This window comes from Salinimicrobium catena (genome assembly GCF_900102915.1).
GTDB classification, from domain to species: Bacteria; Bacteroidota; Bacteroidia; order Flavobacteriales; family Flavobacteriaceae; genus Salinimicrobium; species Salinimicrobium catena.
In genome coordinates this window covers 79,127-105,716 of sequence record NZ_FNGG01000001.1, presented here as the reverse complement: position 1 = coordinate 105,716, position 26,590 = coordinate 79,127, and the positions used below count along the sequence as shown (strand labels likewise).

General features: G+C 46.2%; 21 protein-coding genes. All 21 read left to right on the top strand.

What is annotated here, in order from left to right; all coding sequences use genetic code 11:
- Positions 1 to 66: 66 nt before the first annotated feature.
- The 21 genes from BLS64_RS00480 to BLS64_RS00380 all read left to right on the top strand — a co-directional run bounded on the left by BLS64_RS00480 (position 67) and on the right by BLS64_RS00380 (position 26,583).
- On the top strand, positions 67 to 2,361 hold the full coding sequence (locus BLS64_RS00480) for an NADP-dependent malic enzyme (RefSeq protein ID WP_093110669.1): 2,295 nt from the start codon (positions 67 to 69) through the stop codon (positions 2,359 to 2,361).
- A 183-nt stretch (positions 2,362 to 2,544) separates the two neighbouring features.
- Positions 2,545 to 3,126: a Holliday junction branch migration protein RuvA gene (gene ruvA / locus BLS64_RS00475; RefSeq protein WP_093110666.1), complete on the top strand. Its 582-nt coding sequence runs from the start codon at positions 2,545 to 2,547 to the stop codon at positions 3,124 to 3,126.
- Between the two features lie 65 nt (positions 3,127 to 3,191).
- Positions 3,192 to 10,274, top strand: coding sequence for a T9SS outer membrane translocon Sov/SprA (sov, locus tag BLS64_RS00470; RefSeq protein WP_093110664.1), 7,083 nt, complete (start codon positions 3,192 to 3,194; stop codon positions 10,272 to 10,274).
- A 63-nt stretch (positions 10,275 to 10,337) separates the two neighbouring features.
- A complete protein-coding gene (gene gcvH / locus BLS64_RS00465) occupies positions 10,338 to 10,718 on the top strand; it encodes a glycine cleavage system protein GcvH (protein ID WP_093110662.1) in 381 nt (126 codons plus the stop codon).
- A complete protein-coding gene (locus BLS64_RS00460) occupies positions 10,708 to 11,121 on the top strand; it encodes a VanZ family protein (protein WP_245693346.1) in 414 nt (137 codons plus the stop codon). Before gcvH ends, BLS64_RS00460 begins: the two co-directional genes overlap by 11 nt.
- 33 nt (positions 11,122 to 11,154) lie before the next feature.
- Entirely contained in the window at positions 11,155 to 11,880 is a 726-nt protein-coding gene (locus BLS64_RS00455) for an energy transducer TonB (protein ID WP_093110660.1), read from the top strand.
- 162 nt (positions 11,881 to 12,042) lie between these two features.
- A complete protein-coding gene (locus BLS64_RS00450) occupies positions 12,043 to 14,145 on the top strand; it encodes a gliding motility protein RemB (RefSeq protein WP_093110658.1) in 2,103 nt (700 codons plus the stop codon).
- A gap of 118 nt (positions 14,146 to 14,263) precedes the next feature.
- Positions 14,264 to 15,166 (top strand): heme o synthase, encoded by a 903-nt coding sequence (gene cyoE / locus BLS64_RS00445; protein WP_093110656.1) that lies wholly within the window; start codon positions 14,264 to 14,266, stop codon positions 15,164 to 15,166.
- On the top strand, positions 15,157 to 15,738 hold the full coding sequence (locus tag BLS64_RS00440) for a cytochrome c oxidase subunit 3 (RefSeq protein ID WP_093110654.1): 582 nt from the start codon (positions 15,157 to 15,159) through the stop codon (positions 15,736 to 15,738). Before cyoE ends, BLS64_RS00440 begins: the two co-directional genes overlap by 10 nt.
- Positions 15,739 to 15,784: 46 nt before the next feature.
- On the top strand, positions 15,785 to 16,765 hold the full coding sequence (locus BLS64_RS00435) for a cytochrome c oxidase subunit 3 (RefSeq protein WP_093110652.1): 981 nt from the start codon (positions 15,785 to 15,787) through the stop codon (positions 16,763 to 16,765).
- Between the two features lie 15 nt (positions 16,766 to 16,780).
- Positions 16,781 to 17,137 (top strand): cytochrome C oxidase subunit IV family protein, encoded by a 357-nt coding sequence (locus BLS64_RS00430; protein WP_093110650.1) that lies wholly within the window; start codon positions 16,781 to 16,783, stop codon positions 17,135 to 17,137.
- A gap of 74 nt (positions 17,138 to 17,211) precedes the next feature.
- Positions 17,212 to 17,856: a hypothetical protein gene (locus tag BLS64_RS00425; RefSeq protein WP_093110648.1), complete on the top strand. Its 645-nt coding sequence runs from the start codon at positions 17,212 to 17,214 to the stop codon at positions 17,854 to 17,856.
- 2 nt (positions 17,857 to 17,858) lie between these two features.
- Positions 17,859 to 18,599 carry an SCO family protein gene (locus BLS64_RS00420; RefSeq protein ID WP_093110646.1) on the top strand — a complete coding sequence of 247 codons (741 nt, stop codon included), beginning with the start codon at positions 17,859 to 17,861 and terminating at the stop codon, positions 18,597 to 18,599.
- Positions 18,592 to 19,122: a DUF420 domain-containing protein gene (locus BLS64_RS00415; protein WP_407690092.1), complete on the top strand. Its 531-nt coding sequence runs from the start codon at positions 18,592 to 18,594 to the stop codon at positions 19,120 to 19,122. Before BLS64_RS00420 ends, BLS64_RS00415 begins: the two co-directional genes overlap by 8 nt.
- Before the next feature lie 4 nt (positions 19,123 to 19,126).
- The gene (locus BLS64_RS00410) at positions 19,127 to 19,369 is read left to right on the top strand and encodes a hypothetical protein (RefSeq protein WP_093110644.1); all 243 of its coding nucleotides are present in this window, start codon (positions 19,127 to 19,129) and stop codon (positions 19,367 to 19,369) included.
- Positions 19,370 to 19,467: 98 nt separating this feature from the next.
- Positions 19,468 to 20,169 carry an ABC transporter ATP-binding protein gene (locus BLS64_RS00405; RefSeq protein ID WP_093110642.1) on the top strand — a complete coding sequence of 234 codons (702 nt, stop codon included), beginning with the start codon at positions 19,468 to 19,470 and terminating at the stop codon, positions 20,167 to 20,169.
- On the top strand, positions 20,162 to 21,406 hold the full coding sequence (locus tag BLS64_RS00400) for an ABC transporter permease (RefSeq protein WP_093110640.1): 1,245 nt from the start codon (positions 20,162 to 20,164) through the stop codon (positions 21,404 to 21,406). Before BLS64_RS00405 ends, BLS64_RS00400 begins: the two co-directional genes overlap by 8 nt.
- Before the next feature lie 2 nt (positions 21,407 to 21,408).
- Positions 21,409 to 22,671: an ABC transporter permease gene (locus BLS64_RS00395; protein WP_093110638.1), complete on the top strand. Its 1,263-nt coding sequence runs from the start codon at positions 21,409 to 21,411 to the stop codon at positions 22,669 to 22,671.
- Between the two features lie 30 nt (positions 22,672 to 22,701).
- Complete coding sequence (locus tag BLS64_RS00390) at positions 22,702 to 23,817, top strand: efflux RND transporter periplasmic adaptor subunit (RefSeq protein WP_093110636.1); 1,116 nt, start codon at positions 22,702 to 22,704, stop codon at positions 23,815 to 23,817.
- Between the two features lie 51 nt (positions 23,818 to 23,868).
- Positions 23,869 to 25,305, top strand: a complete 1,437-nt coding sequence (locus BLS64_RS00385; protein ID WP_093110634.1) for a TolC family protein — start codon at positions 23,869 to 23,871, stop codon at positions 25,303 to 25,305.
- A 3-nt stretch (positions 25,306 to 25,308) separates the two neighbouring features.
- Positions 25,309 to 26,583, top strand: coding sequence for an efflux RND transporter periplasmic adaptor subunit (locus tag BLS64_RS00380; protein ID WP_093110632.1), 1,275 nt, complete (start codon positions 25,309 to 25,311; stop codon positions 26,581 to 26,583).
- The last annotated feature ends 7 nt before the right edge of the window (positions 26,584 to 26,590 follow it).

Below are 26,590 nucleotides of genomic sequence, written 5' to 3'. Positions count from 1 at the left end.
ACGAAAATTTTACCATTTAATGTAGAAAAACCTACCTTTGTTATGTCCTGAAAAAATACGGGAACTATGAGTAACGAACGCAAAAGGCGGGAGGCCCTGGTCTACCACGCCAAGCCGCACCCCGGTAAGATACAGGTGGTGCCCACTAAAAAATATTCCACACAACGAGATCTTTCCCTTGCTTATTCCCCCGGTGTTGCAGAACCCTGCCTGGAGATCCACAAAGACAAAGAAAACGCATACAAATATACCACCAAGGGCAACCTTGTGGCGGTGATCTCTAACGGAACCGCTGTTCTGGGTCTGGGAGATATTGGTCCCGAAGCTTCAAAACCGGTAATGGAAGGAAAAGGGCTTCTATTCAAGATCTTTGCAGATATTGACGTTTTTGACATAGAAGTTGACGCAAAAGATGTAGATAAGTTTGTTGATACGGTTAAGAACATCGCGCCTACCTTTGGCGGGATCAACCTTGAAGACATCGCGGCTCCCGAAGCTTTTGAGATCGAAAGAAGGCTTAAAGAAGAGCTGGATATTCCTGTGATGCACGATGACCAGCACGGTACGGCGATCATCTCCTCGGCTGCGTTGCTGAATGCTTTGGAGCTTGCCGGGAAAAAGATCGGAAAGGTGAAGGTGGTGATCTCCGGGGCGGGATCGGCTGCTATCGCCTGCGCGAACCTTTACGTGGCTCTCGGAGTAAAACTCAGTAACATCGTAATGTTTGATGTTAACGGCGTGTTGCATACCGGCAGAACTGATCTGTCTGAGCTACAGCAGAAATTTGCCGTGAAGAAACAATATAAGAACCTGGCAGAAGCCATGGAAAAGGCCGATGTTTTCCTCGGACTTTCGGTAGGGAACATCGTCTCTCCCGAAATGCTGAAGAAAATGGCCAAAAACCCGATCGTTTTTGCCATGGCCAATCCAAATCCTGAAATAGATTATAACCTGGCCGTTTCTACCCGCAAGGATATCATTATGGCCACCGGCCGCAGTGATCATCCTAACCAGGTGAACAACGTGCTTGGATTCCCTTTCATCTTTAGGGGAGCACTTGATGTGCGTGCCACCAAGATCAATGAGGAGATGAAAATGGCGGCGGTAAAAGCGCTTGCCAGACTGACCAAAGAGCCGGTGCCCGAGCAGGTGAACATCGCTTATGGGGAGACCCGCCTTAACTTCGGAAGGGATTATATCATTCCGAAACCCTTTGATCCAAGGCTTATAACCGAAGTGCCGCCGGCAGTTGCCAAAGCCGCAATGGAAACCGGTGTGGCCAAAAGTCCGATCCTGGACTGGGACAGGTACGAAGATGAACTGCTCGAGCGAATGGGGAACGATAATAAGATCACCCGACTGCTGATGAACCGCGCGAAAATGGATCCCAAGCGAGTGGTTTTCGCCGAAGCAGATCACCTGGATGTGCTGAAGGCTGCCCAGATCGTTCATGACGAAGGTATCGCCATTCCTATTCTTTTGGGAAGAAGGGATGTGATCAAAGAACTGATGCACGAGATCGATTTCCAGGCAGACGATGTGGCTATCATCGATTCCAAATCTGATGACGAGAACGAGCGCCGCATTCGTTATGCTGAAGTTTACTGGCAGACAAGAAAAAGAAAAGGGGTTACTAAATATGATGCGGAGCTGTTGATGCGCCAGCGAAACTATTTCGCGGCCATGATGGTGAACGCCGGCGATGCCGATGCATTGTTATCAGGCTATTCCCGTTCTTATCCAACTGTTTTAAAACCGATGTTGGAGCTGATAGGAAAGGCAAAGGGAGTTTCAAAAGTAGCGGCGACCAACCTGATGAATACCTCCCGCGGGCCGCTGTTTTTGAGTGATACTTCGGTGAACATTGATCCTTCGGCCAAAGAACTGGCCAAGATCGCGCAAATGACAGCGAGAACTGTGAGGCTTTTTGGTCTGGAGCCGGTAATGGCAATGATCTCTTACGCCAACTTCGGTTCTTCGAGGAACGAGAATGCCGAAAAGGTCAAAGAAGCCGTGGCTTACCTGCACCGTTTCTACCCGGATCTTGTGGTGGATGGCGAGATGCAGACCGACTTTGCTCTGAACAAGGAAATGCTTCAGAAGAAATTTCCGTTCTCAAAGCTGGCAGGAATGAAAGTGAACACGCTTATTTTCCCTAACCTTGACTCGGGTAACAGTACTTACAAGCTCATCAAGGAGCTCAACAAGACGGAGTCCGTAGGTCCAATTCTAATGGGGATGAACAAACCCGTTCACGTGCTGCAGCTGGGTGCGAGCGTGGAAGAAATCGTGAACATGACAGCCGTGGCCGTGGTCGACGCCCAGGAAAAGGAGCGTAAGGCCAGGAAAGACGGAATGTAAGGATAAATAAAATGTGAAATTTAAAAGGCTGTTAAGGATTTTCTTTAACAGCTTTTTTATTTTCAGGCGCTGCTGGAAAATCTTTCGAAAAGCCCATTTTCAGAAGGTATTTACGGCAAAAGATTAGTTTTTTCTCGTCCCGTTTATTTTACTACATTTGATTCATTAAGATTTCCTAAACACATGATCCACTCGATTAAAGGCCAACTCGTTGAAAAGAATCCAACGAATGTAGTGGTCGACTGTAACGGCGTTGGCTATTTTATCCACATCTCACTTCATACCTATGCGCTTATTCCGAGTTCGGAAGCAGTGCGCCTGTACACCCATCTACAGGTAAAGGAAGACTCTCACACCCTCTTCGGTTTTTGGGAACAGAGTGAGAGGGAGATCTTCAGACTGTTGATCTCGGTTTCGGGCGTGGGGGCAAGTACCGCACGTACCATGTTGTCATCGCTGGAGCCAAAGCAGATTAGCGAGGCGATCGCGGCCGGCGATGTGGGAACCATTCAGAGCATAAAAGGCATTGGTGCCAAGACCGCCCAGCGGGTGATCCTGGACCTTAAGGATAAGATCATAAAAGTGTTCGGATTTGATGAACTTTCGGCCCCTGCGAGCAATACTAACCGCGAAGAAGCGTTATCTGCATTAGAGACACTTGGTTACACCCGTAAGCAATCTGAGAAGGTAGTAGACAGAATTGTGAAGGAGGCCCCCGATGCCACTGTAGAGTCATTGATTAAGCTTGCACTTAAAAAATTATAAATGTCTTGAGGCAGAACTACAATCATCGGTTTCCGCTTTCACTTGCCTTTGCGCTTCTTTGTGTAATGGCATTTCCTTTTTCTGCCTTGGCCCAGGAAACCGAAACCCAGCAGGATACCACTAAAACAGGTTATTCTCTGGGGCGCATTGAACTGCCCCGTCCTAACAGCATTGTAGCTTCTTATGAATATGATCCGGTGATAGACCGGTATGTTTATAAAGAGACCCTCGGAAATTTTAATATTTCAGCCCCGCTCATCCTTACTCCTGAAGAGTATGAGGAACTGGTGATGCAGGAGGAAATGAAGAATTACTTCCAGCAGAAGATAGATGCGCTTTCCGGAAGAAAAGAAGGAACCGAAGAGGAGCAAAAAGATCTTTTGCCCGGGTTCTATGTGAATTCAGATTTCTTTCAGAACATTTTTGGAGGGGGAGAGATCGAGCTCATTCCGCAGGGATCTGTGGCCTTAGATTTAGGGATCCTGTACTCCAAGCGCGATAATCCGGCTTTTTCGCCCCGAAACCGCCGTACGTTCACCTTTGATTTTGATCAGCGGATTCAGCTGAGTTTGCTCGGAAATATCGGGGAAAGGCTGAGGGTTACCGCCAATTACGACACCGAATCCACTTTCGACTTTCAGAATCAGTTAAAGCTGGAATACACCCCCACCGAAGATGATATCGTGCGCAAGATCGAGGTGGGGAACATCAACATGCCGCTCAATTCTGCCCTCATCCAGGGTGCGCAAAGCCTGTTTGGGGTCAAGACCGAGCTGCAGTTCGGAAAAACGCGGATCACCGGGGTGTTTTCTGAGCAGAAATCAGAGCGACGCACGGTGAACGTGGAAGGTGGTGCCACGGTGCAGGAATTCGAAAAGTTCGCCATAGAATACGACGAGAATCGTCACTTCTTTTTGGCGCATTACTTTCGGGACCATTACGATGAAGCGCTGGAAAATTACCCTTTTATAAACTCCAATGTGCAGATCACCCGGGTACAGGTGTGGGTGACCAATCGCAGCAACAGCGTCCAAAATCTCACCGATTCTCGAAATATTGTGGCAATTCAGGACCTGGGGGAGTCACCGGTAGAAGGTAATATTGGTTTGGAGAATCCGCCTGCCGGATTTTTTAATGCGCCTCCGGGAGCTTACGCCGATAACACCAACAACGACCTGAACCCTTTTGGCATTACCGGCCCACAGGAATCCGTGCTTACTCCGGCCATTCGGGATATAGCCACGGTAGAAAGCGGATTCGGCCCCCTGCAGGTGGCGGAGGGTACCGATTACGTGAAACTGGAGAATGCGAGACAATTAAGACGTACTGAATATACCCTCAACAGCAGACTGGGGTATATTTCTTTGAACCAACGGCTTGCCGGTGACGAGATACTGGCCGTGGCCTTTCAGTATACCGTGGGGGGTGAGGTGTACCAGGTAGGGGAATTCGCCAATGACGGAATAGATGCTTCGGGAGGAACGGGAGAGGCTGCTATTTCACAGAACCTGGTAGTGAAACTCTTAAAAAGTTCGGTCACCAACGTGAACGAGCCGGTGTGGGACCTCATGATGAAGAACATCTATAATCTAGGAGCCCTTCAGCTGGAAAGGGAGGATTTCAGGATGAACATCGTTTATACAGATCCGCAGCCCCTCAATTACATTACCGGGGTTGACGGGGTGCCGCTGCCCGAAGATGTTGAAGAGACCACACTTTTGAAGGTTTTCAACCTTGACAATCTTACAATAAACGGAGATCCCATAATTGGCGGGGACGGATTCTTTGATTTTGTTCCCGGAATAACGGTTGATCCGCAAACGGGGAACATTATTTTCACCTCGGTAGAGCCCTTCGGAAAATACCTTTTTGACAAGCTTGATCCCAATCCGAACACTGGCCCCGAAGATTACGAATTTCCGGAAACCTATAACGCGAACCAGGAAAAATACGTTTTCAGCGCGCTTTACAATACCACCAAAACACAGGCAGAGCAGCTGCAGGCCGATAAGAACAAGTTCCAGTTACGCGGGCGTTACAAAACCTCGAATGTGGAAGGAATTCCCATTGGCGCTTTTAACGTGCCGCAGGGATCGGTGACGGTGACTGCCGGCGGAAGGGTGTTGCAGGAAGGGGTGGATTACGTGGTGAACTATCAGTTTGGGCGAGTGCAGATACTGGATGAGGCGCTCCTGGCTTCCAATATTCCTATCCAGGTATCGACCGAAAATAACGCCCTTTTTGGGCAGCAGACCAAACGGTTCACCGGGATCAATGTGGAGCATATGTTCACAGAGAATTTCCTGGTGGGCGCCACTTACCTTAATCTGAACGAGCGGCCTCTTACCCAAAAATCCAATTACAGCTACGAACCCATCAACAATACGATCTTTGGGCTTAACCTGAATTATTCCACCGAAGTGCCCTTTTTGACCCGCATGGTCAACAAACTTCCCAACATTGATACAGATGTGGTTTCCAACCTGTCGCTGAGAGGGGAGGTGGCTTACCTTCTGCCCGGGGCGCCCAAAGGGAATGAATTTGACGGCAAAGCTACCACCTATATAGATGATTTTGAAGCGGCTCAAACCTCGATCTCCATTGATAACCCATTGGGCTGGGAACTTTCAAGTGTGCCAATAGGTTTCGGAGGGGAGCTGGGCAACGGAGACCTGGCCACGGGCTACAAAAGGGCAAAACTGGCCTGGTACAGCATTGACCCTATTTTCTACGGAAGCAGCCGCCCCGACGGGATCACAGATGCCGACCTTTCCAGTTACGCCACCAGAAGGGTGTTTCTAGATGAGATCTTCCCTAACGTGGATGTAGTGCAGGGACAGTCTCAGGTGCTATACACTATGGATCTTGCTTATTACCCCGGAATTAGAGGCCCCTACAACTACAACCCGTCAGCTGCGGGAACGAACGAACTTCAGGATCCCGCGAGCAATTTTGGAGGGATCACCCGGGCCCTGAACTCCACCAACTTTGAGCAAAGCAATGTTGAGTATATCGAATTCTGGATGATGGATCCATTCATCTATTCGGAGAATGCCGGAAATAGCGGGGGTACTCTGGTTTTCAACCTGGGGAATATTTCCGAAGACGTCTTAAAGGACGGCCGAAAGCAATATGAGAACGGTCTTCCTGAAAACGGAGGAGATCTTAACACTACAGAAACCGTCTTTGGTAAAGTGCCTTCAAACCAATCCCTCATTTATGCGTTTAATACTGAAGGGGAACAAAGGCTGAACCAGGACATTGGTTTTGACGGATTGAGCGATGCAGAAGAGGCAGCCGAATTCGGAAACTTTGCCAATTTGCCCGATCCCGCGGCCGATAACTACTCATATTTCCTCAGTGCTGAAGGTAGTATTTTAAACCGCTACTTTGATTATAACGGTATCGAGGGGAATTCTCCTCCAACCGTAACCAATACCGACAGGGGGAATACTACCCTGCCCACTGTTGAAGATATCAACCGTGATAATACTATGAACACGGTAGACAGTTATTTTGAATACGAGGTGCCGCTATTCCCGGGAATGAACATTGACAACAGTCAATACATTACAGATGTGAAGCAGTTCAATACAACTCTCGCCAACGGGCAGGAGATGCCGGTGAGATGGTTGCAGTTCAAGGTGCCAATATATGAGCCCACCGAAGCTATTGGAGGGATAGGCGACTTCAGGTCTATCAGGTTCATGAGAATGTACCTAACTAATTTTGAGGATCCAACTGTTCTAAGATTTGGAACTATGGATCTGGTGCGGGGAGATTACAGACGCTATACCCAAACCCTTGATCCGGACAAGTCTGATCCTGCCAATGAGGAGACCTCCTTTCAGGTGGCTGCAGTGAGCATTGAAGAGAATGAGAACCGGCAGCCAATTCCGTATGTGCTTCCTCCGGGAGTGGATCGGGAAGAGCTGATGAACAACAATACCCGCATCCGCCAAAACGAACAGTCCCTTTCGCTTTCGGTATGCGAACTGGAGCCTCAGGATGCGCGTGCGGTGTACAAGAATTTCCAGATAGACATGAGGCAGTACAAGAACCTGGAGATGTACATTCATGCCGAAGCCCTGGTAGATCGTCTTAAGTGGAGCGAGGGAGAGCTCGTGGCCTTTATCAGGATAGGAACAGATTTCACCAATAACTTCTACCAGATCGAAGTGCCGCTGAAACCAACAGATTTTGGCGCGGCAAGTGCCTCAGAAATATGGCCTGAGGAGAACTTTTTGAGCCTGCCCCTCGACCTGCTTCAGGAGGTAAAGGCCAAACAAATTGGGGAGCCGACATTAGATGCCACAGAACTGAAGTTTTATTCTGAAGATCTCACTCCTGTTGATGCAAACACGCCATATGAAGTGGGGGACCTTCGCATAGGGATCAAGGGAAATCCAAGTTTCGGGAACATACGTATGCTGATGCTGGGTGTCAAAAATGGCCTTCCCGAAGGCAATTCGAGGGACCTGTGCGGGGAGGTTTGGTTCAACGAGCTGCGGCTGACCGACCTTAAGAACGAAGGCGGATGGGCGGCCATTGTAAACATGGATGCTAATGTGGCCGATTTTGCAAATCTTTCAGCTACCGGAAGAAGAAGTACAGTGGGTTTCGGGGCTCTGGAATACGGTCCCAATCAGAGAAGTCGTGAAGACCTGCAGCAGTATGATGTGGTGAGCAATGTGAACATGGGGCAGCTGCTTCCGAAGAAATGGGGTATAAAAATACCTGTGAGCTATAGCATTGGTGAAGAGCTGGTGACCCCAAAATATGATCCTGAGTTTCTGGATCTTGAACTGGAAACCGTTCTGGATAATGCTGCCACTCCCGAGGTACGTGAAGACCTTAAGGAAAGGGCAGAGAGTTATACAAAACGACAAAGCATAAACGTGATCGGTCTTAGAAAAGACAGGGTAGGAGAGAGTAAGCCTATGCCTTATGATGTGGAGAACCTAACCGTTTCAGCCAGTTACAATCAGATAGATCACCGCGATTTTGAGATCGAGGATGCTTTTGATCAAAATGTGAGGCTGGGAGCGACCTATGACTATACCTTCGCGCCGCTTTCAATAGAGCCGTTGAAGAATGTAGCGGTTCTTGATAGCAGCGCTTATTTTGCGCTCCTCAAGGATATCAATTTTAATGTTTTTCCCTCTACTATTTCGGCGAGTTCTACCATTTTTAGGCAGTACAATGAGCAAACCTTCAGGGAGATCAATTTACCTCCCGGTTTCCTGAATGGAATACCCACCCTTTATCAGAGAAACTTCCTTTTTGACTGGCAGTACACTATCAATTATAATTTCACCAAAAGTCTGAGTCTTAATTTTAACTCTTCTACAAACAGGATCATTCGCAATTACCTGGATGAAGAGAACAGACCAGATACAACAACTGATATCTGGGATGGGTTTTTTAACACGGGTATTCCCAATCAGCATTTCCAGTCCCTTCAGGTGAACTATGAACTACCGTTCTCGAAGATCCCTGTTCTGGAATTCATCAATACCACCTATTCTTACACCGGGAACTTCCAGTGGGAAAGAGGTTCAGAAATGTTCAGGTTCCTGGATGAAATTCCCGATCTGGGGAATTCGGTTCAGAACTCGAATTCACACAAGATCAATGCGAACCTTGAGATGCAAACGCTTTATGACTATGTGGGGCTGAAGAAAAGGACCGCACAGGCTGCAGGCACGACCATTGAAGAGAGAAGCCGAAATGTGCCTACACTTAAGCCCGAAGGCGCTCAGGAGGAAGGCGGGGAAGACGATAATCGCCTAAGTGGAGGTGACAAGACCTATAATACCTTTGTTGGTTTGATCACTGCGATCAAAAAGATACAGGTGAATTATCAGGAAAACAACGGGATCTACCTTCCGGGTTACACCAATGACATCGGTTTTTTGGGAACCTGGAAACCTACTTTTGGGTTCACTTTGGGCAGCCAGGAAGAGGTACGCTACCTGGCGGCAAGAAAAGGCTGGCTCACGCTTTACCAGGATTTCAATCAGCAGTATTCAGAGGTGGAGAACGAACAACTGGGCATAAATGCCAGCGCTTCCCTGCTTCCCGATCTGACAATAGAGCTATCTGCAGGCAGAATGTATTCAGAAACTTTTTCTGAAAACTACCGTGTCGTTGGCGGCCAGTACATGCCGCTCACCCCGGTAACCTTCGGAAACTTCAATATTTCTACCATACTTCTGGGAACGGCATTCAATGAAAGCACTGCGGAATCTTCTGCCACTTTCCAGGAGTTCAGGGACAACAGGCTGGAGGTTGCTCGAAGGCTGGCAGTTGAACGCGGATTCAACCCCAATAATACAGATGCGGAAGGATATCCTGTAGGCTTCGGAAAGACCAGTCAGGATGTGCTCTTGCCGGCCTTCCTTGCGGCTTATTCGGGTAAGGATGCTGGTGAGATTTCGCTGGGAGCCTTCAGGGATTTTCCTTTGCCTAACTGGAACCTGAAATACACCGGATTTATGCGGATCCCATGGTTTCAGAAGAAATTCAAACGATTTTCTGTGAACCATGGTTATACTGCGGGATATACCATCAACCAGTTCCAGACCAACCTTGATTACGACCCTGAGAACCCGACAGATGTTGACCAGGCAGGGAATTATAAAAGCGAGCTGCTTTACTCGAATGTAAACCTAACAGAACAGTTCAGTCCGTTAGTGAGGATAGACATGGAAATGAACAATTCTGTAAAAATCCTGGCCGACGTGCAAAAGGACAGGGCACTTTCCCTGAGTTTTGACAACAACCTGTTGACCGAGATCAGCGGAAATCAATACACCGTGGGGCTGGGTTACAGAATAAAAGACCTCAAGTTCACCACCACGGTGGGCGGTAGACAACGCATTTTGAGCAGTGATCTTAACTTCAAGGCAGATGTTTCTTATCGTCACAACGAGACCATCATCAGGTACCTTGATGTGGAAAACAGTCAGGTAACGGCAGGACAGGATATTTGGGCCATCAATTTCACGGCAGATTATGCCCTTTCAAAAAACCTTACTGCGCTGGTCTATTATGACCACAGTTTTTCGGAGTATGCCATTTCCACCGCTTTTCCGCAAACCACCATCAGGTCTGGGATAACTTTGCGCTATAACTTCGGAAATTAACACTTGGCTCTTGAACAGAACGATTAAAAAATTAACTTTGTAACCATAAATAATAGCTAACCAATGAAGATTCCAAAAGATTTAAAGTACACCAATGATCACGAGTGGGTGAAAATTGAAGGCGATGTAGCCACAGTAGGGATTACAGATTTTGCCCAGGGTGAATTGGGTGATATCGTATATGTAGAAGTTGAAACGGTTGATGAGACTCTTGAGAGAGAAGAGGTTTTTGGTACTGTTGAAGCTGTGAAAACAGTATCTGATCTTTTTGCGCCGCTATCGGGAGAGATCATTGAGTTCAATGAAAGTCTTGAAGACGAACCTGAAAAAGTGAATACAGATCCTTACGGAGAAGGTTGGATGGTGAAGATAAGGTTCAGCGATGCTTCTGAAGTAGATGACCTGTTGAGCGCCGAAGAGTACACTGAAGTTGTTGAAGGCTAGATACCTGTTTTTAATTCCCGCGATCGTTTATACGATCGGCATTTTGTATTTATCTCTTATAAACCTGGCCGACACGCCTGTGAAAGAGCTGGGGATGAGTGACAAGGTCATGCATGGAGGGGCTTATTTTGGGCTCAACCTTCTTTGGATGTTCTTTGTGATCTTTAACTATAAGAATAACAGGTTTTTGGCAAAAATACTAGTGATCTCGCTAGCTGCGATCGTTTTTGGCATTTTTATTGAGGTTCTTCAGGATAGATTGACCACTTATCGCCAACTCGATCTCTATGATGTTTTAGCCAATAGCATTGGAGTGGTAAGCGCGGGAATTATAGTGTGGCTCCTAAAGGATTCTCTAATCAGGTTAAAAGCTAAGATTAATTTATTTTTTATTAAAAAATAATTATTTTAGCCAACCTATAATTAAAACGGATTTATGAAACCCAAGAAAAACCCAAAAGCTGATTTGTCCAGGAGAAGCATTCTCTTCTTTCAGATTGGAATGATTTTGATGCTTTTTATAACATGGAGGGCAATTGAGTGGAAAACCTATGACAAAGAAGCCATAGATACCGGAATGGTAGATATGGATGCTTTTGAAGAGGAAGATGTGCCAATCACCGAACTTCAAAATACCCCGCCGCCACCGCCACCGCCGCCACCGCCAGCTCCCGAAGTGATCGAGGTTGTGGAAGATGAAGAAGAAGTGGAGGAGACCATTATCGAGTCTACCGAGACAAGTCAGGAGGAGATCGTGGAGGTTGAAGAAGTTGAGGTTGTAGAGGAAGAAGAAGAGATTGGGGATGTTCCGTTTGCAGTAATTGAAGATGTGCCAATCTTTCCGGGTTGTGAAAGCAAAAGGAACAACCAGGAACGTAAAGACTGTATGAGTGAAAAGATCAACGAATTTGTGAACCGCAGATTCGACACCGGACTGGGCAGTGATCTTGGATTGACGGGTATTAACAGGATCTACGTGCAGTTTAGGATCGAGAAGAATGGTGATGTTACGGTTCTTGGGGCCCGTGCACCGCACCCTCGTCTAAAGCAGGAGGCAGAGCGTGTTGTGAACATGCTGCCTAAAATGCAACCTGGTAAACAGCGTGGAAAAGCCGTTGGGGTACTTTACTCTCTGCCAATCACCTTTAGAGTTCAAGACTAAACAAGTCTAAATATGATATAGAAGATCCCGCACTTTGGTGCGGGATTTTTTTGCTTTAGATCTAAGGCTTTTTAATATTCTGCTCCGGAAGGGTTTTTTCCAGTGGAGAGGTTCACTTCTTTAAAAAAATGTATCTTTCAGGCAGCTAATTCAACCTAAAGTATGAGGAAGTTTTATCCGCTGCTGTTTTTCTTTATCCCCTTTATTTCCTTCCCCCAATCTACACCAGGAGATCGTGAGCGTTACCCGACTTTTGATGAATGTCGCTACGTGACCTATGACCGGGAAGAAGCATGCTTTATCAGTACTTTAAAGGCGAATGTCCTGCAGGAATTCGAATTACCACAGGCAGTGGTCAAAGATGAATTTAAAGGAGAGATGGTGATCCTGTTCGAGGTGACCCGTGAAGGCAGCTTTGAGATCATATATGTGGACGCGCCTTTTGAAGAGCTGAAAGAAGAGGTGAACCGTGTTTTTAACAACCTGCCGCAGGTAAAGCCGGCAGAGTATAACAGCCGTCCTATTGATATGCAGTTCAGAATGCCGGTGAAAGTTCCGCTTGATAAGAATTCCTGGAAAACGGCATCGGTTCAAAAATTTGAAGATATAGATAAAAATGGTGCGGTTCAGGATTCGGTAACGCAGGAATACGATCAAATAAAGACACTACCTATTACCAACCAGCGGGCGTCAAGTGACCTGAATATTCCCTTTTCTCATGAACTGTACAGCAGGTTTGATGATGAGGTGAACCGGGTGGGCACTAATTTTCACACCGCTTCAAAGCCCTTTTTATATGCTGAAGTTCAGTCTTATTATGATTTTGAAAAACAAACCAACCAACTCCTAAAACCGGTTGATTCCTGGCTGGGTCGAAAGGTGTGGAATGAGTATCTGTTTAGGTTCCAGGGGCCCGATTACTGGTTCACGGTGGATTTTGGGCTTGACCTGCAGGTGGGGAAAGATCTTGACAGTGATCTTGATGTTACTTACAACAACACCCGGGCAGCCATTTTCCAGGGAGGTTTGGGGAAGAAATTCAATTTCTACTCGGTGGTCTATGAAAGCCAGGGCAGGTTCGCCGACTATATCAATCGTTATGCTGAATCTATCAGGCCCGGCACCGAAGGTGCTGCCATTATTCCGGCAAGGGGCGTGGCCAAGAGTTTTATGGGGCAGGCCTATGATTATCCTGTAGCTGAAGGTTATCTTTCCTTTAGTCCGGCGAAATTCTTCAACCTTCAGTTCGGGCACAGCAAGAATTTTATTGGTGATGGTTACCGATCGTTATTCATGAGTGACAATGCTTCCCCTTACCCGTTCTTTAAGCTGAACACCACTTTCTGGAAGATCAAGTACACGAACACCTGGATGTCTCTGCGCGATGTGAGGCCCGAGGTTACCGGAGAAGATTCTTTCCGCACAAAATTCATGGCCAATCACTACCTAAGTTATAATGTCACAAAGAGGCTTAATATTGGCTTTTTTGAATCGGTGATGTGGGAGAACGACAATAACCGGGGCTTTGATCTCAATTATCTAAACCCGATCATCTTTTATCGCGCCATTGAATATTCTACAGGCCACCAGGCAGGGAACGCCATCATGGGGCTCACAGGAAAATTCAAGTGGAACGATCATTTCCTTACTTATGGGCAGTGGTTGATCGATGAGTTTTCTTCGGTAGATGTCTTTGGCGGGGAAGGCAGTTGGAAGAACAAGCACGGCTTCCAGTTGGGTACGAAATATTTTAACGCTTTCAATATTCCCGAACTTTACCTGCAGCTGGAATACAACCAGGTGCGGCCTTACACTTACTCCCATAACACTATCACTCTTAACTACGGGCACAATAACCAGTCTATGGCTCACTTTTGGGGTGCTAATTTTAGGGAGCTCTTAGGAATTGCCCGCTATCGCAAGGGCCGTTACTACGGAATGTTCAAAGTCATTTATGGCGAGCGCGGATTTGATTATAATACTCCCGAAGATATGGCCAATTACGGAGGCGATATTTACCGCACCGAAGAGGATAGGGCGGGTGAAACTGCTTCGATAGGCCAGGGAAATACGGTAAATTCCTTTTTTACCGAAGCCGAGGTGGGCTACATCGTCAATCCTGCTACTAATCTTAAATTCTTCGGAAGTTTCATCTTCCGGAATTTTGACGCAGAGGTTAATACTGCCAGTACTTTTGATAATTCCACTTACTGGATCAACATCGGCCTAAGAACCGACATTCTTAACTGGTACTTCGATTATTGATGGCTTAAAAAGCTGATTATCAAATTCTGGTTTTTTGAAGTGTGAAAAAATTAACGTTTTCAACTCCTTGCTAAAAAGCAATTAAGGAGTATCTTTGCGCCACTAAAGAACTACCTTTTTGGAGAATACCCGCGTACATACTTCCCAGGTTTCCGTAATATCAGATCTTAAAGAGATTACCAAGATGAGGCTCGCTATAAGCGTGGTCTTTTCTTCTGTTGCCGGATATTTTCTCGGGGCAGATTCCGTAGACCTTTTAACGGTAGTGATGCTTTCTATTGGGGGTTATTGTCTTGTAGGTGCTTCGAACGCTTACAACCAGATCATTGAAAAAGACCTCGACCTGTTGATGGACAGAACCCGAAACCGCCCGGTGCCTTCAGGAAGAATGTCGGTCAACACCGCTTTTGTGATCGCCAGTTCGCTTACCATTCTTGGGTTGGTGATCCTGTACCTTATCAACCCCAGGACTGCCATGTTCGGGGCTATAAGTATTTTCCTTTACGTGAGCGTATACACTCCGCTAAAGACGAAGACTCCGTTATCGGTATTTGTAGGTGCCATTCCGGGTGCTATCCCTTTTATGCTCGGATGGGTAGCCGCTACGGGTAACTTTGGGATCGAGCCCGGTACTTTGTTCATGATTCAATTCTTTTGGCAGTTCCCTCACTTTTGGGCCCTTGGCTGGTGGTTGTACAATGACTACGAAAAAGGAGGTTTTTTCATGCTGCCTACGGGGAAGAAAGACAAAGGTACAGCGGTGCAGATCGTGCTGTACACCATCTGGACGGTTGTGGTTTCCCTGATCCCTGTTTTTGGTCTTACGGGCAAACTGTACATAACGCCGTTTTCCGTAGTAATTGTTCTGCTGTTAGGATTGGGAATGCTGTATTATGCGGTAAAATTGTACCGTGACCGTGATGAAAGGTCGGCCAAGAAATTAATGCTGGCAAGTGTTTCCTATATTACTTTGCTTCAAATAATATATGTTTTAGATAAATTGATTCGTACATGGATTTAACACAAGGAAGTCATCAGCATAAGGCCGGAAGAGCCAAGAAAATGATGTTATGGTTTGGTATCATAAGTATGGCTATGATGTTTGCCGGGTTAACGAGTGCTTACGTGGTGAGCAAGAATCGCCCGGACTGGCTCTCAGACCTGCAGTTGCCCGATGCCTTCTACTGGAGTACCATTGTTATTTTTCTGAGCAGCATCACTATTTATTTAGCTGAAAAAGCTGTCAAGAAAGATAATCGCGGTGCGGCGACAGGTTTGCTATGGGCGACATTGGGACTTGCGGCTGTTTTTATTTTCCTCCAGTTTCAAAGTTTTAGCGCTCTTATTTCTGAAGGGTATTACTTCACCGGAAGTGAGAGTACCGTTACCACCTCTTTTATTTATGTGGTTGTTCTGGCTCACCTTGCCCACCTGGCAGGGGGTATTGTGGTCCTTTTGGTCTTAATTTATAACCATTTTAAACAGAAGTACCGGCCGGGGCAAACCCTTGGATTAGAACTCGGTGCGACCTATTGGCACTTTGTAGATGCCCTCTGGATCTACCTGTTTTTCTTTTTATATTTCTTTAGATAATAAAAAACTGTATTTTTGCGGAATACTTAAATTTCAAATTCTTTCTATGGAAGCTACTGTTACCAGAACAGGTACCGAAGGAAAAACCTGGGGCGGCGGAAATGAGCCATTAAGGGTTAGCTACGGAAAAATGATGATGTGGTTCTTCATCTTGTCCGATGCGCTTACCTTTTCGGGCTTTTTGGCCTCTTACGGTTTTGCAAGATATAAATTTTCCAACAGCTGGCCGATCGCAGATGAGGTGTTCAATCACTTCCCGTTCTTGCATGGAGTAGATGCTCCCATGTATTACGTGGCCTTAATGACCTTTATTCTTATCTTTTCTTCTGTGACCATGGTATTGGCAGTAGATGCCGGGCACCAGATGAAGAAGGCCAAAGTGACCTTGTATATGCTTTTGACCATTATTGGAGGTTTGATCTTCCTTGGGTCTCAGGCGTGGGAGTGGAAAAACTTCATTACAGGTACTTATGGTGCGATCCAAACCGAAGGTGGAAACATTCTGCAGGTGGTTGATGATGAAGGACACAGAGTAGCTATCGCCGATTTTGTAACTTCAACTCCAAAGGAAAGATTGCAGCACGAAAGATCTAATGGATTATGGTTCGTAGATGAGCCTACCATCCCTGCTTACGATGTGCAGGATGTGATTAATAGCTTTGAAGCTAATTCTGGCTTATTGATAAGAACTCAGGAATTGACCGAAAGAGGGGAGAAAGTGGTGCTTACCCGCCAGGAATCTCTGGCCAAGCTTAAGGATGAAGCAACAGGAGTGATAGAAGGAGCCAACCTGGTAAGCAATGAGTACGGAAACCCGCTTTTCGCAGATTTCTTCTTCTTCATTACAGGATTCCACGGATTCCACGTATTCACAGGGGTCTTGATCAATATCATCATCTTCTTCAACGTTCTTTTAGGAACCTATGAAAGAAGAGGAAGCTATGAGATGGTCGAAAAAGTTGGACTGTACTGGCACTTTGTGGATCTGGTATGGGTATTTGTATTTACTTTCTTTTATCTGGTATAATAAACGAGCATAACAATGGCACACGATACAGCACACGAATCGAATTCAAAAAGGATCTGGACAGTATTCATTATTCTTTCTGCCATCACCCTGGTGGAGGTGATACTTGGAATCATTAAACCAGATTTCCTGGTACATACGTACTTTATTAGTCTTAAATTATTGAACTGGATATTCATTATCCTTACCATCTGGAAAGCATATTATATTACCTGGGCCTTCATGCACATGGAGGGCGAGACAAAAGGTCTTAGACGCTCTGTAGTGTGGACCGCCGGTTTCCTTATCGTATACCTGGTGTTCATTCTATTGACCGAAGGGGATTATGTTCATGAGGTCATGAACAGGGGACATGTCGCCTGGGACTTCTAAAAGTTAAATGATATTGGAAAGGCGGTTTTAAGACCGCCTTTTTTTATTTTTGTGCACTATTTCTAAACACGGAAATGAAGAAGTTTTTTGTAATAACCGTTTTGTTCGCCCTGCCGCTGGTTGCCTATCTTTTCTTTGCATCGGGAGTGAACAATTTTGCACGTTTGCCTGTCCTTAATTCTGAAATACAGCCGCTCGAAGAATTTGAGTCTATTGAAGGCGATACTGTAAGCTTTGAGAACCATATCACCATTCTTGGATTTCCCGGAAGTAAGCCAATGGACTACCTTACCAATGCCTATCACCTGGCCGAAAAGATCTATGATCCTTATTCCGAGTTCAAAGACTTTCACTTTGTGTCTGTAGTCCCAGAGGGGAATGAAGAAGAAATTGAAAAGTTGAAGAAGGAACTTTCAACGGTGATCGGCCTCAAAAAATGGAAATTCGTTACCGCTTCCGAAGAAGAGGTGAAACAGCTTTTTGAAAGTCTTGGATCGAATCTTGAGCTGTCTGAAGATCTTTCTACACCTAATGTTTTTATCATTGACAAGGATGCCAAGCTGCGGGGCCGGAAGGATGATGAAGATGTTGGAAAATTATACGGATATGACACCAATTCCATTGCTGTGCTCAACAATAAAATGAATGACGATGTGAAGGTGATCCTGGCCGAGTACAGGCTGGAGCTAAAGAAGTACAACGAGAAGCGTAAAAAGTAAATATGAAGAACTATTCATACATAGGAATTTCCCTGGTGATCCTTATTTTCGGGATCATTGTGATCCCTGAGATCATTGACAGGGTTGGAGCCGAAAAAGTGGTTAGTTCCAGCCGTTCAGACGGTCAGGAAGAGCGTATGGCTTCAGCAGAGCCTTTGTCCTATATTTTGGTAAACGGGGAAAAGAAAAGGATCCCTGCTTTTGAATTTGTAGACCAGCATGGTGATACCATCAGCAATAAAGATTATGAAGGCAAGGTGTTCATCGCAGAATTCTTCTTTTCTACCTGTCCAACCATTTGTCCTATCATGAAGGATAATCTGGTAGCGGTGCAAAATGAATTCAAGAGTAATGACGATTTTGGAATTGCCTCTTACAGCATAGACCCCATTCATGACACTCCCGCTGTACTCAAAGAATATGCAGAGCTTAACGGAATTGAGCATGAAAACTGGCATTTATTGACAGGTTCAAGGGAAGATATCTATGAACTGGCCAATTCCGGCTTTAATATCTATGCGGGGCAAAATCCCGAAGCTGAGGGCGGATTCGAGCATTCGGGGTATTTCGCTTTGATAGATAAAGAGGGATACATCAGGTCCAGGAAAGACAAGTTCGGAAACCCGATCATTTATTACAGGGGTTCCGTAGAAAGGGATAAAGTCGTGGGAGCGGGTCAGGAAGAGCCGCAAATTGATATTTTGATACAGGACGTTAAGAATTTATTGAATGATGATGCTTAAGAACAGAGACAGGGTGATGGTGCCGACCATTGTAGGGCTATCGATCTTAGTGCCCGTGTTGGTGCTTATATTGATGTACCTGCCAGAACGGTATAACTTCACCGGGATAGAAATGGGAACCTTCCCCTTCTTTCATGCCGTGCTTAATTTTTGCACTGCCCTTTTATTGATCGCCGGATATTTTTCCATGAGGATGAAAGAATTGACCTGGCACCGAAATTTAATGATCGGGGCATTTTTCCTCTCGGCTATTTTCCTTGTGAGTTATGTGGTCTCCAAGATCAGTAATGATCCTGTGCCTTACGGTGGCGAGGGAATTCTAAGGCCTGTCTACTTCTTTGTGCTGATAACCCATATCCTGTTATCGGCCATAATTGTTCCGCTCGTTCTGTTCACGATGTACAGAGGGCTTACGGGTGAAGTCGAGAAACACCGAAAGGTCGCCCGCTACACTTTTCCGGTTTGGCTTTATGTAGCTGTGACCGGAGTGCTGGTTTATATCTTTATGGCTCCTTATTATTAAAAATATGAGAACTAAGACCGTTTTTATCCTATTGTTGCTGCTGCTCTTCTCTTTTGAGGTTGAGGCTCAGTGCGCCATGTGTCGTGCCGTATTGGAGAGTGAAAGTGACCAGTCTGCCGCAAAAGGCATCAATGACGGGATCATGTACCTCATGGTATTCCCCTATCTTCTGATGGGAGGAGTGGCTTATATGGTGTGGCGCTCCCGTAAAAAAGACAAGCAGATCGATCCTGATCAGCAGCAGTAAGCTGAAATTTTTCTGCGGAATTTTCCTTAGAATGTAACATTTCATGATTTGGATAGTCTAATGGGTGAGTTTGAACCCGAATTAGATTTTCCAGGATTATGATAGAGATAAAAGACTTACACAAGTCCTATAAGACAGGAGGTTCTTCCCTTCATGTGCTTAAGGGGATCAATTTCAGTGTTGCTGAAGGAGAGCTGGTATCCATTATGGGTTCCTCGGGGTCAGGTAAATCTACTTTGCTCAATATTCTGGGCATGTTGGATGAGGCCGATGAAGGAACCTATACCCTTGACGGAGTTCCTATAAAGAACCTGAATGAAACAGTGGCGGCCCGCTACCGGAACAAGTTCCTGGGATTCATTTTTCAGTCCTTTAATCTTATTTCCTATAAATCGGCTCTTGATAACGTGGCCCTGCCTCTGTACTATCAAGGGGTGAAGCGGAAGGAGAGAATGGAGAGTGCCATGAATTACCTGGAAAAAGTAGGGCTTAAGGACTGGTCTTCGCATCTTCCCAATGAACTTTCAGGTGGACAAAAACAAAGGGTGGCGATTGCCCGTGCCCTGGCCAGTGACCCGAAAGTGCTGCTTGCCGATGAGCCTACGGGAGCCCTTGACAGTAAGACTTCCTACGAGGTAATGGATCTTATCCAGGAAATAAACGAAGAAGGCCGTACCATTCTAATCGTTACCCACGAGCACGACATTGCCCAGATGACCAAGCGCATCGTTAATCTCAAGGACGGTGTGATCATAGACGATACTTTAGTAGATCAGGTTAAAGCGCAGCAGTATGTTTGATCTGGAACGTTGGGAGGAGATCTTTGAGACGATAAGTAAGAATAAACTTCGCACCTTTCTTACCAGTTTGTCTGTGGCCTCTGGTATTTTTATTCTCGTGATCCTGCTGGGGATTGGTGAAGGCATGCGAAACGGTATTTCGAGGGAGTTCGAGCAGGACGCCGCCAATATCCTCTATGTGTGGACTGGATCTACTTCGGTGGGTTATAAAGGGATGAATCCCGGACGGCGCATTCAGATGAAGAACGCCGATTATGATTTTGCAGTGCAGAAGCACCAGGATGAGCTCGAATATAAATCCTCCATGTTCCGCATTTGGAATGGAGTGGTCAATTATAACAAGGAATCGGGTTCTTACAGAGTTGAAGGCGTGCTACCCGACTACCAGTTCCTGGAGAACAGCGGGATGATGAGCGGGAGATTCATTAATCATAATGATCATTCCGGTTATGAAAAGGTAGCGGTCATTGGAAAACGTGTGAATGATGATCTTTTCAAAGGCAAGCAAGCCGTAGGGGAATACATAGAGATCTCCGGAATCAATTTTAAGGTTATCGGAGTATTTACAGATCCCGGAGGAGAACGGGAAGAAACCCGGGTGTATGTTCCCCTTTCTACAGCGCAGCGAGTCTTTAACGGGTCGAACAACATCAACAACATGGCTTTCACTCTTGAAAAGGAGGAAAGTTTTGAAGCGGCCCTTGCAGCTTCCACCAGGTTTTCAGAACAACTTCAGCAATTCCTAAAAGAACAGCATACCATAGCGCCCGAAGATACCCGGGCCGTAGTGGTCAATAATTCCCTTGAAAATGCCAAAAGGTTCTATGACCTCATGGATATGATCAAATTCTTTTTCTGGGGGGTGGGAATATGTACCATCATCGCTGGGATCGTGGGAGTAAGCAATATCATGTTGATCATAGTAAAAGAAAGAACGCGTGAGATTGGGGTGAGAAAAGCTTTGGGAGCGCGGCCCTGGTCCATTGTAATGATGGTGCTGCACGAATCTATTTTTGTAACGGCTATTGCGGGTTTTGTCGGACTAATAGGAAGCCTTGCCCTTCTTGAGCTTGTGGGCCCAATGATAGAGACCCAGTACATAGCTAATCCTTCAGTGAATTTCAATGTTGCCCTTAGCACCGTTTTTATCCTGATCATCGCCGGAGCCGTTGCAGGCTTTTTCCCTGCCTGGAGAGCAGCCAGGATCAAACCAATTGTCGCACTTAGAGATGAATAGCCATGTTCAGCAGAGATAACTGGAACGAAATAATAGAAGCTTTAAGCTCCAACTGGTTCAGGACCACCTTAACGGCCTTTGGCGTGTTATGGGGGATCTTTATCCTGGTGATCCTCCTGGCCGCCGGGAAAGGCTTGGAGAACGGTGTGAAACAGGGTTTTGGAGGGATAGCTACCAATTCCATGTTCATGTGGACCCAAACGGCTTCCAGGCCTTATAAAGGTTTGCCCAAAGGAAGGCGGTATAGTTTTAAAATAAGTGATGTGGCTGCCATTAAAGAGGCGGTCCCCGATCTTCGCTTCGTTTCTCCCCGAAATCAGCTGGGAGGCTTCGGCGGAACCAATAACGTGGTGAGAGGATTAAATACCGGAGCCTATAATGTCTATGGCGATTACCCCGAGATCATTCAGCAGGAGCCTATGGATATCACTTCTGGCAGGTTCGTCAATTATTCCGATATAAACGAGAAACGAAAGGTCGCGGTCATAGGAGACGGAGTGCGCAGGGAAATGTATGACCAGGGAGAGGAAGTGCTTGGATCTTATATTAAGATCAACGGGGTGAACTTCATGGTAATAGGTACTTATAAAAAGAAAGGCAACAACGGTAATATGGAAGAGGCCCAGAAACAGATATATGTGCCTTTCACTGCCTTTTCCCAGGCTTTTAATCGTGGAGAAGACGTGGGCTGGATGGCAATAACTGCCAATGACGGTTCTTCAATAACCGAACTTAAAGGCTCTATTATGGATGTGATCAAATCGAGGCATTCCATTCACCCCGAAGACGACAGGGCAGTAGGCCATTTTGACCTTTATGAAGAATTCAGCAAGATCAACGGACTTTTCGTGGCACTTAAGGGCGTGGCTTATTTCGTGGGAGTGCTGGTGTTGCTCTCCGGGATCATTGGAATAAGCAACATCATGCTTATTGTTGTAAAGGAACGTACGAACGAAATTGGCATACGCCGTGCCCTGGGAGCGGGACCCTGGAAAATAAGAGGGCAGGTGCTTACCGAATCGGTTTTCCTTACTATCATTTCGGGAATGGCAGGGATCGTTCTGGCAACGCTGATCATTGCCGGTATAAATTACATGATGCAGGGCATGGATACTTCAGAAATGATGTTTGCCAACCCAAGCGTTGACCTGCAGGTGGTGATGACCGCCCTGGCCATTCTGGTGATATCAGGATTGCTGGCGGGACTCATTCCGGCGCAGAATGCCATAAGGGTAAAACCGGTTGATGCATTAAGAACAGAATAAATTAAAAATCAAAGTTTAATAAATATCAGCATGAAAAGAGTTGTAACCATCGTGATCATAGTAGGCATTGTCCTGGGATTTGCAGGAGCCCTTTACTACCTGTACCAGAAGAACCAGGAAGACCCGGTTGTGTATGAGACCGAACAAGCCTCCACGCAAACCATTGTCAAGAAAACAGTGGCCACGGGTAATATTGTGCCAAAAGAAGAGGTGCTTATAAAACCGAATATTTCAGGAATCATTGAAGAGATCTACATAGAGGCGGGGAACAAGGTGAAGGCCGGAGATCTTATCGCCAAGATCAGGGTGATCCCGAACGTTTCTGCCTTGCAAAGCGCGAAAGATGCAGTGGCTACTGCGAAGATCAATCTTGACAATGAGAAAAAGAACTTTGAGAGACAAAAAAGTCTTTTTGAAAAAGGGGTGATCTCGGCGAATGAGTTTGACAATGCCGAAGTGGCCTACAAGAGGGTGGAGCAGAATTACACTTCTGCACGCGAGAACTATGAGATCGTGAAAACAGGTACTACCAGCGGGCTTGAAAGTTCTGCCAATACCCTTATCCGTTCTACGGTTGAGGGCATGGTGCTCGATGTCCCGGTGAAAGAAGGTAACCAGGTGATAGAGAGTAACAACTTCAATGACGGGACTACCCTTGCTGTTCTTGCCGATGTGAACAAGATGATCTTCGACGGAAAGGTGGATGAAAGCGAAGTTGGAAAGATCAAAGAAGACCTGCCTCTTGAGGTGACAGTGGGTGCCATTGAGAACAAGACCTTTGACGCGGTGCTTGATTATATAGCGCCAAAAGGAGTGGAAGAGAACGGGGCCATTCAGTTCAATATAAAAGGAAGCCTGAACAAGGCCGATACCACCTTTATCAGGGCAGGACTGAGTGCCAATGCGTCCATTATTTTGGACAGGGCCAATGAGGTGCTGGCTATAAAAGAGGCCCTAGTACAGTTTGATGACAAAACCAAGCAGCCTTATGTAGAAGTGGAAAAAGGTGATCAGGAATTCGAGCGGCAGGACCTGGAATTGGGAATAAGCGATGGGATATATGTTGAGGTGAAAGAAGGAATTTCCAAAGATGACAAGATCAAGGTGTGGAACCAGATCAAACCTGCAGGATTTACCGCTAATTAACTACTGTAACATCTTTCAGATAAGGAAGACTTATCATTTACAATCTCAATTATGAAAAAACTTTTATTACCTGTACTTTTTCTTTTCTTCGGAATTAATGTAAATGCACAAAATAAAGAATGGACACTTGAGGAGTGCGTAGCTTACGCCCTTGAAAATAACATCTCGATAAAACAGTCAGAGCTGGAGGTGGAGCTCGCCGAGATAGACCGTGCTGAGGCTGTCGGGAACTTCCTGCCAAGGCTGAATGCTTCGGCTTCCAACTCATGGAATACGGGACTAACCCAAAACGTTACCACCGGGATCCTGCAAACTCAGACCACCCGAAACTTTTCCGCAGGAGCTACGGCAAGCGCCAACCTGTCTTCAGGCTTAAGCAACTGGAAAAGGTTGCAGCTGGCTAAACTTTCTCAATTGGCCAGCGAGTATTCCCTGGAGCAGATGAAAGATGACATTGCCTTGTTCGTGGCCAATGCTTACCTGCAGGTGCTTTTTAACAAAGAAAGCCTAAAAGTGATCGAGGCGCAGCATGAGATCACCCTTGAACAGCTGGAGCGCGTTCAGGAACTTGTAGAGGCGGGTTCGTTGCCCAGGGGAGACCTCCTGGAGATCAAAGCGACAGCGGCCAATGAAGAGCAAAGAATGATCGTTGCCGCAAACAACGTGAAGGTTTCTCTGATAGCGCTTGCGCAGACGCTTTTGATCAAAGACTATGAAAACTTTGATATCGCCGAACGTGATTACGAGATCTTTGGCAGTGAGGTGATGGAAATGCCTGTTTCTGAAGTTATCGAAAACGCGAAGGAAGAGCGTTACGAGGTGAAAGTGGCCCAGGCGAACCTTGAGATGGCTCAGAAAGAAACCGAGATCGCGAAAGCAGCTTACTGGCCAAGCCTTGCCGCATTCTTCAATTACAATACCAGGGAATCTGGTGCCGGAAGGATCATTTCAGGAGGTCTTGATCCGGATGAACCATACAGGCAGATCGGATTTGTGGAAAGCACCGAGGAGATCGTGGTAGCGCCGAACATGGTAACAGAAATTGGCAACCCATTGCCGTTTTTTGAGCAGCTTCAAAATAATGATGGTATCACTTACGGGGTACAGCTTGATATTCCCATTTTTAACGGCTTTTCTACCCGCAACGCAGTTAAGCGTCGCGAAGTGAATGTATTGCGGTCAGAATATCAGCTGGAACAAACCAAGCTTGACCTGGAATCTGATGTTTATCAGGCTTACGTAGATGCCAAAGGTGCTCTTAAAGCATATGAAGCTGCCCTTGTCGCCCTGGAGGCGCAATCGCTGGCCTATGATTATGCGACCGAAAGATATAATGTGGGTCTTACCAATGCCTTTGATTTTAGTCAGGCGAAATTCAACTTTGAGAACGCTCAGAGCGAGGTGGTAAGAACCAAGTACGAGTATATTTTTAATCTAAAAGTTCTGGAGCTGTACTTTGGAGTTCCCGTAACCGAACTTAAATTCTAAAGAATGAAAAAAAAGACCCTTTTCATAATTGTTGGAGTCGCGCTTGTTTTGATCGTCCTGCTGATAGTGGGTAAAAAGGCCGGATGGTTCGGTAAATCGGGAAATTATAAAGAAGTGGAGATCACCCAGGTTGAGAAGACAGATCTTATAGAGACCGTATCGGCTACCGGAAAAATTCAGCCGGAGGTGGAGGTAAAGCTCTCTTCGGAAGTTTCCGGAGAGATCATAGAACTGCCCGTTGTTGAAGGACAGCAGGTGGAAAAAGGTGATCTTTTGGTGAGGGTTAATCCTGAAATTTACCAGTCAAACCTGGAACGTTCCCGCGCCGGACTGCAGAACATTCGTGCCGGGTTGGCCCAGGCCGAAGCTAACCTGAAAGAGGCTGTGTCAAATTATGAAAGGAATAGATCGCTTTTTGAAAAAGGCATCATCTCAAAGGCAGAGTGGGACCGTATCGTATCAGCTTATGAAGTGGCGAAGGCCGGAAGGCAATCGGCTTACTACAATGTGCAGAGCGCTGCTGCCAGTGTGAACGAAGCTCAGGAAAACCTGGGAAGAACTACCATTTTCGCGCCTATGTCTGGAACCATTTCCTCTTTGAGTGCTGAGTTGGGAGAAAGGGTAGTGGGGACCCAGCAAATGGCGGGAACAGAAATTCTTCGTGTGGCCGATCTTTCGAACATGGAGGTTGAGGTAGACGTGAACGAAAATGATATTGTGAAGGTATCTATAGGCGATTCGACTATAGTGGAAGTGGATGCTTACCTCAAGCAGCAGTTCAAAGGGCTGGTAACAGAGATCAGCAATTCTGCCAATACCGCGCAAACTGCAGACCAGGTGACCAACTTCAAAGTGAAGGTGAGGATCCTTGAAGAATCTTACGAGCACCTGCTGGAAGGAAAGCCGGAAAATTACTCTCCTTTCAGACCAGGAATGACGGCCACTGTTGATATCATCACCAACAGGAAAGATGATGTCATCGCAGTTCCTATCAGCTCGATCGTGGTGAAAAGCGATACTTCGGCCACTGCAGGCAAGAAAAAAGTGGAGGAAAAAGCCGTAGCTACAGATAAAAAGTTTGAAACTGTCTTCGTTAAGAAAGGAGAAGAGGCTAAATTGCGCGTTGTAAAAACGGGGATACAGGATGATGCCAGGATTGAGATAACCTCTGGCCTTGAAGTAGGAGAAGAGGTGATCACCGGTCCTTACAATACCGTGACCAAAACCCTTAAACCGGGTGATAAGGTTGAAGTGACCGGGAAGGAAGAAACAGAATAAAAAAGAA

Excerpts from the sequence above, each read along its gene's own strand:
- BLS64_RS00480 (WP_093110669.1), top strand. The coding sequence starts at position 67 with ATGAGTAACGAACGCAAAAGGCGGGAGGCCCTGGTCTACCACGCCAAG.
- ruvA (WP_093110666.1), top strand. The coding sequence starts at position 2,545 with ATGATCCACTCGATTAAAGGCCAACTCGTTGAAAAGAATCCAACGAAT.
- sov (WP_093110664.1), top strand. The coding sequence starts at position 3,192 with ATGGCATTTCCTTTTTCTGCCTTGGCCCAGGAAACCGAAACCCAGCAG.
- gcvH (WP_093110662.1), top strand. The coding sequence starts at position 10,338 with ATGAAGATTCCAAAAGATTTAAAGTACACCAATGATCACGAGTGGGTG.
- BLS64_RS00455 (WP_093110660.1), top strand. The coding sequence starts at position 11,155 with ATGAAACCCAAGAAAAACCCAAAAGCTGATTTGTCCAGGAGAAGCATT.
- BLS64_RS00450 (WP_093110658.1), top strand. The coding sequence starts at position 12,043 with ATGAGGAAGTTTTATCCGCTGCTGTTTTTCTTTATCCCCTTTATTTCC.
- BLS64_RS00440 (WP_093110654.1), top strand. The coding sequence starts at position 15,157 with ATGGATTTAACACAAGGAAGTCATCAGCATAAGGCCGGAAGAGCCAAG.
- BLS64_RS00435 (WP_093110652.1), top strand. The coding sequence starts at position 15,785 with ATGGAAGCTACTGTTACCAGAACAGGTACCGAAGGAAAAACCTGGGGC.
- BLS64_RS00430 (WP_093110650.1), top strand. The coding sequence starts at position 16,781 with ATGGCACACGATACAGCACACGAATCGAATTCAAAAAGGATCTGGACA.
- BLS64_RS00425 (WP_093110648.1), top strand. The coding sequence starts at position 17,212 with ATGAAGAAGTTTTTTGTAATAACCGTTTTGTTCGCCCTGCCGCTGGTT.
- BLS64_RS00420 (WP_093110646.1), top strand. The coding sequence starts at position 17,859 with ATGAAGAACTATTCATACATAGGAATTTCCCTGGTGATCCTTATTTTC.
- BLS64_RS00415 (WP_407690092.1), top strand. The coding sequence starts at position 18,592 with ATGCTTAAGAACAGAGACAGGGTGATGGTGCCGACCATTGTAGGGCTA.
- BLS64_RS00410 (WP_093110644.1), top strand. The coding sequence starts at position 19,127 with ATGAGAACTAAGACCGTTTTTATCCTATTGTTGCTGCTGCTCTTCTCT.
- BLS64_RS00405 (WP_093110642.1), top strand. The coding sequence starts at position 19,468 with ATGATAGAGATAAAAGACTTACACAAGTCCTATAAGACAGGAGGTTCT.
- BLS64_RS00400 (WP_093110640.1), top strand. The coding sequence starts at position 20,162 with ATGTTTGATCTGGAACGTTGGGAGGAGATCTTTGAGACGATAAGTAAG.
- BLS64_RS00395 (WP_093110638.1), top strand. The coding sequence starts at position 21,409 with ATGTTCAGCAGAGATAACTGGAACGAAATAATAGAAGCTTTAAGCTCC.
- BLS64_RS00390 (WP_093110636.1), top strand. The coding sequence starts at position 22,702 with ATGAAAAGAGTTGTAACCATCGTGATCATAGTAGGCATTGTCCTGGGA.
- BLS64_RS00385 (WP_093110634.1), top strand. The coding sequence starts at position 23,869 with ATGAAAAAACTTTTATTACCTGTACTTTTTCTTTTCTTCGGAATTAAT.
- BLS64_RS00380 (WP_093110632.1), top strand. The coding sequence starts at position 25,309 with ATGAAAAAAAAGACCCTTTTCATAATTGTTGGAGTCGCGCTTGTTTTG.